Here is a 9,227-nt window from a genome sequence, read left to right on the forward strand (position 1 = left end):
CGACATTCAATGAGGGACACATGACCGTTGAGGGCGAGGACGCTTTCTGCGTGGATATTAACACCAACTTCCGCAACGGTTATAAGACCAGAGCCGACGCAAGCACACGCATGAGCTACGACCAGATTTCAGATGTTGCCCTCTCAATCGAGTATGTTAATCAGTATGTGCAGAGCCACAGCGGATTGAGCAGTCAGCATATCTACCTTTTGAAACAATGCGTCGTATGGCAGAGATTGAGTGTTCATCTAGGCTGGCAATGCGATAACGTCAGAGCTTCCTATGATGAAATCCCAAAAGCGATACAGGACGAGGTGTACGCTGGGGCGAAAGCCTTTGCCAGCGAGAACAAAGGACGCTATGAATGTGGCGGTTATATCTACTCTGGCGAGGGGCAGGACATTGGACAGTTCTGGGCGAAACTTGCCGTAGGAAATGCCACACTGAAAAAGACTTCCAGTAATGCCAGCATTACCGACGGGAACGGGCTTTACTCTATCGCTGGTGCGACTTATGGTGTCTATTCTGATAAGGACTGCACAAAACAGCTTGCCACCCTTACGACGGATAACAGCGGAAACACTGATACCGTGGAAGTAAAGGCTGGTACAGTCTACATCAAAGAGCTTTCCGCTCCCGCTGGCTACAAGGTGGACAATACAGTGTATTCCTTAAATGTGGAAGCTGGCAAGACAGCGACCTTGAACGTATCCGATACGCCAAAGGTTACAGATACCCTTATCGAGCTTTTCAAGATTGACATGGAAACACAGAAAGACGCTCCACAGGGCGACGCTTCCCTAGAGGGTGCGGAGTTCACATGGAAATTCTATGCGGGACACTATACCGTTGACAATCTCCCCAGCGAGCCTACAAAAACATGGGTGACAAAGACAATCGCTGAAAAGGACAGCGACGGCACTATCCATTATGTTTCCCGCCTTTCTGATGAATACAAGGTATCTGGAGACAGCTTCTATACACAGGACGGAAAGAACGTGCTTCCTCTAGGGACGCTGACCGTTGAGGAAACGAAAGCTCCTAACGGCTATCTTCTTGACGGTGCGTATATGCAGGCAAACGGTAGCGAAGAACAGATTAAAGGAATGTACCTTACACAGATTACCGAGGACGGCGACATTGCCGTATTGTCTGGAAGCAATCAGTACCATGTATCAGACAAGGTTATCCGTGGCGGTGTGAAAATCCAGAAAAGAGATTTGGAAACCAGCGATACCAAAGGTCAAGGAAGTGCGACCTTGAAAGACGCTGAATTTGAAATCATTTCCCTTAATGACAATGCCGTACTTGTCGAGGGGAAACTTTACAGCAAGAATGAAGTGGTAAAGACAATCCTTGCCGACATTGAGGGCGTGGCTTCTACTTCTGCCGATTTACTTCCTTACGGGAAATACCGTATCGAGGAAAGCAAAGCTCCAGAGGGCTATCTGACGGACGGTGCAGAACCGATTGAATTTGAAATCACAGAGGACGGAAAAATCGTTGACCTTACAGGGACAGACACATCAATCTACAATCAAGTGAAGCGTGGCGACCTAGAGGGTGTCAAGATTGGTGCTGGCACACACCAGCGTCTTGCGGGAGTTCCGTTTAGGATCACAAGCAAGACCACAGGTGAGAGCCACATTATCGTGACAGATGATAACGGGCAGTTCTCTACTTCTTCCGACTGGGCTTCCCACAAACATAACACCAATGCAGGAAAGACCAGCGAGGACGGTATCTGGTTTGGAACAAGTGAGCCAGACGACAGCAAAGGTGCTTTGATTTACGATACCTATATCATTGAGGAATTACGCTGTGAGGGCAACAAAGGCTTTGAGCTTATCCCGCCGTTTGAAATCGTGGTGTCCAGAAACAATGTGACCGTTGACTTAGGGACACTCACTGATGAATACGAGAAAGAAATCTCTATCCATACCACAGCCACAGGCAAGGACGGCGAGAAGTCTATCGTAGCTGGCAAAGAGGTAACAATCATTGACACGGTTACGCTTGACGGGCTGGAAAAAGGCACAAAATATCAGCTCAAAGGCTGGCAGATGTTGAAAGAGGAAAACGCCGAGCTTCTTATCGACGGACAGCGTGTGGAAAGTGATTACACATTCACAGCCGACAGCGAAGAAATGAAGATTGAAATGGAATATACGTTCAACGCTTCTTCTCTGGGCGGTCAGAACCTTGTAACCTTTGAGGAACTTTACGACCTTTCCAACGAGGACGAGCCTGTAAAGGTGGCAGAACACAAGGACATTGACGACGAGGGACAGACGGTGCTTATCACAGAGCGTATCATCTCTATCCATACCACAGCGACCAGCGAGGACGGAAAGAAAGAGATTGAAGCAGGAAAAGACGTGACAATCATTGATACCGTTACGTTTGACGGATTGGAAATCGGCACAAAGTATCAGCTTGTAGGCTGGCAGATGATTAAGGACGAAAACGCAGAGCTTATCATCAACGGAGAGCGTGTCGAGAATGACTATACCTTTACTGCCGACAGTGAAAGCATGGAAGTACAGATTTCCTTTACATTCGACGCTTCCGAGCTGGGCGGGAAAGAGCTTGTGACCTTTGAGGAATTATACGATTTGAGCAATCCAGATGAACCGACAAAGGTTACAGAGCATAAGGACATTGAGGACGACGGGCAGACGGTGACAATCACAGAAGTACCAGAAACACCAGAAGAACCAACAGAGCCGGAACAGCCGACCACACCAGATACACCGAGCAAGACAACAGACGCTCCAAAGACAGGCGATAATACAAACATTGCCTTATTCTTAGGGCTTCTTATCCTCTCTGGTGCAGGCGTGGCAGGAACATACTTCTTCAAGCGTAGACGCTCTTAATCGGGCGGTCTGCTTATGATAATGAAGAAATCCCGTTCCCCGCCGTATGTACTTGTAACAGGAAATGAAAATCGAAACTGTTCCTTTTCTGTTAATCTGCTTGCGGATTGACGGAAAAGAACAGTCCACTAGGGGCGTGGGGAGTGTAGCTCCCCACATATCAATCACAGAAAGAAATGAGGTAGAACACATGAAATTAAAATATATCGTGCCAAATATGGCACAGACTTTTGGTAACTTAGAGTTTGCAGGAGAAAATGACGTGGAGCAACAGCGTGTCAATGGTCGCTTTGTTCCCGTGACAAGAAGCTATAACCTGTATTCCGACATTCAGAGAGCCGACGACATTATCGTGGTGCTTCCTGCAAAGGTTGGGGAAAAGCGTTTCAAGTATGAGCAGAAAGTAAAGCTCGTCAATCCTAAGATTACCGCCGAGGGAAAGAACGTGCGAGGTCGTGGCTACACCAACTATATCTTAACGGCTGACGATATGCTTCCAGTCGAGGAAAGCAAGTAAAGGGGGTATCAGATTATGAGATTAGCGAATGGAATTGTATTAGATAAGGAAAAGACTTTCGGAGTATTGAAGTTCTCCGCATTAAGACATGAGGTGCGTGTAGAGAATGAGGATGGGACGACCAGCGAAGAAATCAAGCGTAGAACCTATGATTTGAAGTGCAGTCAGCAGGAACGCACGATACAGGTATCTATCCCAGCGGAAATCCCTGTCAAGGACTATCCGTACAATGCCGAGGTGGAGCTTATCAATCCTGTTGCCGATACGGTGGCAAACGCCAACTACCGAGGGGCAGATGTGGAATGGTACATCAAGGCAGACGACATTGTGCTGAAAAATAAAGGTGGTCAGCCCGCAGGCAATCCACAGAACCATGCTCCGCAGGGACAGGCGAAGAAATAATTTTATTCCCCTGCTTCTTAGGAAAATTTAAGAAAGAATTTCATGTTTTTTAGAAATTCTTTCAAATATATGTGGTACACTTAGCTTGACAATGCAAGAAAGGAGTGGGGGAAATGCTTTTAATGTTAATTATTCCAATTATTTTAACCGTAGCCCCAGTAATGGTATATCAAACAGTCATGTTACTAGGTAAGAAAAAGTCTACATCTACACATTATGTATGGACATATATTATGATGATTTATATATGGCTTGTTATTTCTGTTACTGGAATAGGCTCTATATGGGATATGATTTCAAAAGGTGGGTTGATAGCTACTTTTCAACAGGCTAATATTAGTTTGATACCTTTTCAATCAGAGGGTATGTTCACATATTGTATGAACGTAATCATGCTTATGCCTTTAGGTTTCTTACTTCCTTATATTTGGAAGAACTTTAGAAATCCTTTGAAAGTAGCTTTAACAGGTTTTTCATTTTCTATCTTTATTGAATTTGCACAGTTACCAACTAACAGGTTAGTGGATATTGATGATTTAATGATGAATACATTAGGTGCAATTTTAGGCTATGTAGTATGGAAAATGATAGGAAAATATTTTTTCAATAAGAAAGAAGAACAACGCACTACTTCATTGGGAAAATGTGAGCCTGTTATTTATTTATCTTTAGCCTGTATCTGTAATTTCCTGTTATATAATTGGACATGGTTTTTTTAAGTTTTAGAAGCAGTTAATCTATATGATTGACTGCTTTTCTTATATTCAGAAAAGAGGTATATATGAACATTTTGAAATATAAAGGACATCGTATCAGAGCCAGCGACAAGTACCTTGTGTACCGTTTCTGTGGGGGTACGCTCCTGCTCCTGTTCGTGGCGGTTCTTCTGCTACTGAACTTGGGACAGCTTATGCGTACCGATTGGGAGCATTTCAGCCTGCTTGATAATGGCGTGACGCTTTCTATATACAACTTCATAACCGTAGGGATAGCGACTGGTGTTTGTGCATTGGTCGCTTTCCTTTATTACCACTTTCGCTATGACAGCTTCAAGAAGCTATTACACCGTCAAAAGCTCTCTCGCATGATACTGGATAACAAGTGGTATGAAGCCCAGACCGTACAGGACAGCGGTTTTTTCACTGACCTGCAGAGCAGATCAAGGGAAAAAATCATCTGGTTTCCTAAAATCTATTATCAAATGGAAACGGGCTTGCTCCATATCCGCTGTGAAATCTCTTTGGGAAAGTATCAAGATAAACTCCTTAGATTGGAAGATAAGCTGGAAAGCGGGCTTTACTGTGAGCTGACCGACAAGACGCTCCATGACGGCTATATCGAATACACCCTGCTCTATGACATGATAGCGAACCGTATCACGATTGACGAAGTAAAGGCTGAAAACGGGGGTTTGCGTCTGATGAAGAACCTCACATGGGAATATGACGCACTCCCTCACGCCCTTATCTGTGGCGGGACTGGCGGTGGAAAGACCTATTTCTTGCTGACAATCATTGAAGCCCTCTTGCAGACCAACGCCCAGCTTTTCATCTTAGACCCTAAGAACGCCGACCTTGCGGACTTGTGTACGGTCATGGATAACGTGTACCACACCAAAGAAGATATGATTGAGTGTGTCAATGCGTTCTATGAGGGCATGGTACAGCGAAGCGAGGAAATGAAGCACCACCCAGACTACAAGACGGGCGAGAACTATGCCTATCTGGGCTTACCGCCTTGCTTTCTTATCTTTGATGAATATGTGGCGTTCTTGGAAATGCTGGGGACAAAGGAAAGTATAAGCCTTTTAAGCCAGCTAAAGAAAATCGTCATGCTTGGCAGACAGGCGGGGTATTTCCTCATTGTCGCCTGCCAGCGTCCCGACGCAAAATATTTTTCAGACGGTATCAGAGATAACTTCAATTTCCGTGTGGGCTTGGGGCGTATCAGTGAGCTAGGCTATGGTATGCTTTTCGGAAGCGACGTAAAGAAACAGTTCTTCCAGAAGCGTATCAAAGGGCGTGGCTATTGTGACGTGGGTACGAGCGTCATATCAGAGTTTTACACTCCCCTTGTACCAAAGGGACATGATTTTTTACAGGCTATCGGCTCACTCGTCCTTACAAGGCAGGACGGGACGGCGACGTGCGAAGCGAAAGGCGACGGCTCGGACTAGCCTTGCTGGTGTGGCGTCAGCCACGCCAGCGAAAGAAGCCCCTCGGTATCTAACAGAGGGGCACAATTCCGCTGGAAACTACGGTCAAAAACTCTGGAAATCCCGCTTGGCATAAGGGTTTTCGCTCACTCATGGCTGACTGTGACAATCGGCGGAAAATATCACAGATTTCTAAAAATACACGATTGGGGGTATGCAGGCTGAATGAAAGCACCTTTATAACCGCCTTGAAAGAGAAACGTCAATCTTATGGCGTGTCCCAGACAAGGCTTGCAATCATGGCTGGTATCAGCCGTGAACATTTGAACCGTATCGAAGCGGGAAAGGTAACGCTCACGGACGATATGCAGGACAAGCTCATGGAAGCGGTCGAGAAATTCAATCCCGACGCTCCCATGTTCCTGCTGTTCGACTATGTGCGTATCCGTTTCCCCACGCTGGATATACAGCACGTTATCAAAGATATATTGAAGCTCAATGTTGACTATATGCTCCATGAGGACTACGGACACTACAAATATACAGAGCATTACTATCTGGGTGATGTGTTCGTCTACACCTCGCAGGACGAGGAAAAAGGCACGCTTCTGGAACTGAAAGGAAAAGGCTGTCGCCAGTTTGAAAGCTATCTGCTGGCACAGGGGCGTAGCTGGTATGACTTCCTCATAGACGCACTCATTGAGGGCGGTGTGATGAAACGCCTTGACCTTGCGATTAACGACAGGGCGGGCATACTGGATATTCCAGATCTGACCGCCAAATGCAACCGTGAGGAATGTGTTTCCCTGTTCCGCTCTTTCAAGTCCTATGCTTCTGGCGAGCTGGTGAAGCACAACGAGCAGGACAAGGCGGGCATGGGACACACGCTGTATATCGGCTCTCTGAAAAGCGAGGTGTACTTCTGCTGTTATGAGAAAAACTACGAACAGTACGCAAAGCTGGGAATACCGATTGAGGAAGCACCGATAAAGAACCGCTTCGAGATACGATTGAAAGATGAAAGAGCCTATTATGCCGTTCGTGAACTGCTGACCCATTATGACGCAGAACAGACGGCATTTTCTATCATCAATCACTATATCCGCTTCGTGGACAGAGAACCGGAGAAGCGAAAGACAGACTGGAAGCTCAATGACCGCTGGGCGTGGTTTATCGGAAAAGACCGACCGCCTGTCAAGCTGACGACAGACCCAGAGCCTTACACATTGGAAAGGACGCTGGGCTGGATAAGCCGACAGGTCGCCCCTACGCTGAAAATGCTGAAAAAGATAGACGCTGGCAACAGCACAAGCTATCTGAAAGAGATTGAGGACAACGCAAAGCTGACGGAAAAGCACTTGCAGATAATCAAACAGCAGACAGCGAACACAGAGGAGCTTATTACAGAATAAAGGAGAATTGAGATTATGGCAGAACTTGTCAAGGACTTGGTGCTGGTATCGCTGGGAATGGGTATCGGTGTCGTCCTTATGTGTATCGCACAGGTCAGTAAAATGGCTGATGAGGAAATGGAAGAAATCAAGAAAGAAAGGATTGATAAAGAATGAATTTCGGACAGAATTTGTACAACTGGTTTTTAAGCAACGCACAGAGCCTTGTGTTAATGGCAATCGTGGTAATCGGTATCTACTTAGGATTTAAGAGAGAGTTTTCTAAGTTAATCGGCTTCCTTGTGATTGCCTTAATCGCTGTCGGGCTGGTATTCAATGCAGGCGGTGTCAAGGACGTGCTGTTAGAGCTGTTCAACCGTATCATTGGAGCGTAACAATCAGCAGTTTGCGGTCAAGCAAACTTACCTATCCCCCTATGGGAGTTCGGGCATAGGGGGAATGAAAGGGGGTGACGGAATGGTATTCAGATAAAAGATAGTCACGCTATGAATTTCATTGAATGGTTGAATTTCAACTGATATAATGTGAGTATAGAAATCAACAAATTGGAATTTTGAAGGTGGTAATTTGGAAAAAGCAAATAAGATGAAAAATACTTGTATTATATTTCAGATGTTACTTTTGATGTGGTTTTTCCTTGATATGATAGGAGTTTCCTTCGGGAACAAGAGTTTAGTTACGCAGTCATATAAAGAGGATGGAGTATTTTTTCTGATTTATCTTGTTACAGTCATATTGTTTATTGTGAAAGTTCAAATTGGAAAGTGGTTTGTTGCTGTTTGGACTTCTTTATGGTTTATAATTCAATTTTTATGTCATGAATGGTATAGTATTTTTAATAGTGGCATTATGGGCAGTATAGAAGGAAAAATAGAATACTTTTCAGGAACACTTCAATGGATAAGGATTGAGGGAAAATACATACCAGATGTTTATCATACAATACTACATATTCTCATCTTACTAACTCTAATCAGCACAATTATCTATATTGCAAAAAGTAAGAAAAAAACGAGGGTATAAATCCTAATTTAACAATTTCATATCCCGACACAAAGCGGTTACTCCTTTGGAGATCAACCGCTTTTTTCTATACTCAAATTTCAGATTGGAGTGATTGATTGAAAGATATTTTTACCGATATGCAGGCAAAAATCGGCTGTCCGTATCTCTCCGACCTGCCCTACTACAAGCGTGCGGTCTGGTTTGAGATGAAACGCCTTTGCCTGTCTGACTACCCTAAGAAACAGTTAGAAGATTTTTCACGCTATGTATTCGGTGTGCCTTATACCGTCATACAGGAAGCGTTACAAAGAAAGGACGTGATGAAACATGGAAGAAATGCGTGTGCAGATTGAAGCAAGAGAACCAACAGACGGAGAAATCAGAGCCTTTTGGTTCACCCTGCCTATCGACACAGAACAGGTGGAAGAACTGCTGGGGATTGATGTAGATACGGACTATTACTCTATCACGGGCAAGGAGCTTCCCTTTGCTGATGAAGTGCAGGAAGATACCACCATTGAAAAACTCGACGACCTGTACCATACCTATGAAAGCCTACCCTCTGACTTGAAAGAGGACTACGGGGAGCTGATGTGCTATTTCACCGACCTTGACGAACTGCACCGATACAGAAACGATATTATCCACTATTCATGGTGTAAGAACATGACGGACGTTGCCCGCCACATTCTGAACAATGACCCAGACTTTACTTCCCTAAGTGAGAATGTTATCCGTTATTTCGATTTTGAAGCCTACGGGCAGTACCTTGACGACAACGGACGCTTTGTGGAAACCGACCACGGTATCTATGAACTTCCGTAGAAAAGAGGTGTGTGCCTATGGTTGACGACATG

11 protein-coding genes are annotated in these 9,227 nt (G+C 45.0%); all 11 read left to right on the forward strand.

What is annotated here, in order from left to right; translation table 11 throughout:
- A partial coding sequence (locus B5E92_RS14320; RefSeq protein ID WP_087303297.1) for a VaFE repeat-containing surface-anchored protein occupies nucleotides 1–2,879 on the forward strand: 2,879 nt, incomplete at its 5' end.
- Between the two features lie 190 nt (nucleotides 2,880–3,069).
- Nucleotides 3,070–3,396, forward strand: a complete 327-nt coding sequence (locus B5E92_RS14325; RefSeq protein ID WP_074143642.1) for a YdcP family protein — start codon at nucleotides 3,070–3,072, stop codon at nucleotides 3,394–3,396.
- Between the two features lie 15 nt (nucleotides 3,397–3,411).
- Nucleotides 3,412–3,798: a YdcP family protein gene (locus tag B5E92_RS14330; protein ID WP_074143641.1), complete on the forward strand. Its 387-nt coding sequence runs from the start codon at nucleotides 3,412–3,414 to the stop codon at nucleotides 3,796–3,798.
- A 113-nt stretch (nucleotides 3,799–3,911) separates the two neighbouring features.
- Complete coding sequence (locus B5E92_RS14335) at nucleotides 3,912–4,517, forward strand: VanZ family protein (RefSeq protein ID WP_074143640.1); 606 nt, start codon at nucleotides 3,912–3,914, stop codon at nucleotides 4,515–4,517.
- A gap of 62 nt (nucleotides 4,518–4,579) precedes the next feature.
- Nucleotides 4,580–5,974, forward strand: coding sequence for an FtsK/SpoIIIE domain-containing protein (locus tag B5E92_RS14340; RefSeq protein ID WP_087303298.1), 1,395 nt, complete (start codon nucleotides 4,580–4,582; stop codon nucleotides 5,972–5,974).
- Between the two features lie 200 nt (nucleotides 5,975–6,174).
- The gene (mobT, locus tag B5E92_RS14345) at nucleotides 6,175–7,365 is read left to right on the forward strand and encodes a MobT family relaxase (protein WP_087303303.1); all 1,191 of its coding nucleotides are present in this window, start codon (nucleotides 6,175–6,177) and stop codon (nucleotides 7,363–7,365) included.
- A gap of 15 nt (nucleotides 7,366–7,380) precedes the next feature.
- Nucleotides 7,381–7,521 carry a DUF3789 domain-containing protein gene (locus B5E92_RS14350; RefSeq protein ID WP_010817889.1) on the forward strand — a complete coding sequence of 47 codons (141 nt, stop codon included), beginning with the start codon at nucleotides 7,381–7,383 and terminating at the stop codon, nucleotides 7,519–7,521.
- Nucleotides 7,518–7,739, forward strand: a complete 222-nt coding sequence (locus tag B5E92_RS14355) for a hypothetical protein (RefSeq protein WP_010817890.1) — start codon at nucleotides 7,518–7,520, stop codon at nucleotides 7,737–7,739. The genes B5E92_RS14350 and B5E92_RS14355 overlap by 4 nt, the downstream gene beginning before the upstream one ends.
- A gap of 193 nt (nucleotides 7,740–7,932) precedes the next feature.
- Nucleotides 7,933–8,388: a hypothetical protein gene (locus B5E92_RS14360; protein WP_204245286.1), complete on the forward strand. Its 456-nt coding sequence runs from the start codon at nucleotides 7,933–7,935 to the stop codon at nucleotides 8,386–8,388.
- A 98-nt stretch (nucleotides 8,389–8,486) separates the two neighbouring features.
- Nucleotides 8,487–8,723, forward strand: coding sequence for a hypothetical protein (locus tag B5E92_RS14365; RefSeq protein ID WP_060815474.1), 237 nt, complete (start codon nucleotides 8,487–8,489; stop codon nucleotides 8,721–8,723).
- Complete coding sequence (locus B5E92_RS14370) at nucleotides 8,698–9,195, forward strand: antirestriction protein ArdA (protein ID WP_087303301.1); 498 nt, start codon at nucleotides 8,698–8,700, stop codon at nucleotides 9,193–9,195. Before B5E92_RS14365 ends, B5E92_RS14370 begins: the two co-directional genes overlap by 26 nt.
- Nucleotides 9,196–9,227 lie beyond the last annotated feature (32 nt).

It is taken from the genome of Erysipelatoclostridium sp. An15 (assembly GCF_002160675.1).
Taxonomy (GTDB): domain Bacteria; phylum Bacillota_I; class Bacilli_A; order Erysipelotrichales; family Coprobacillaceae; genus Thomasclavelia; species Thomasclavelia merdavium.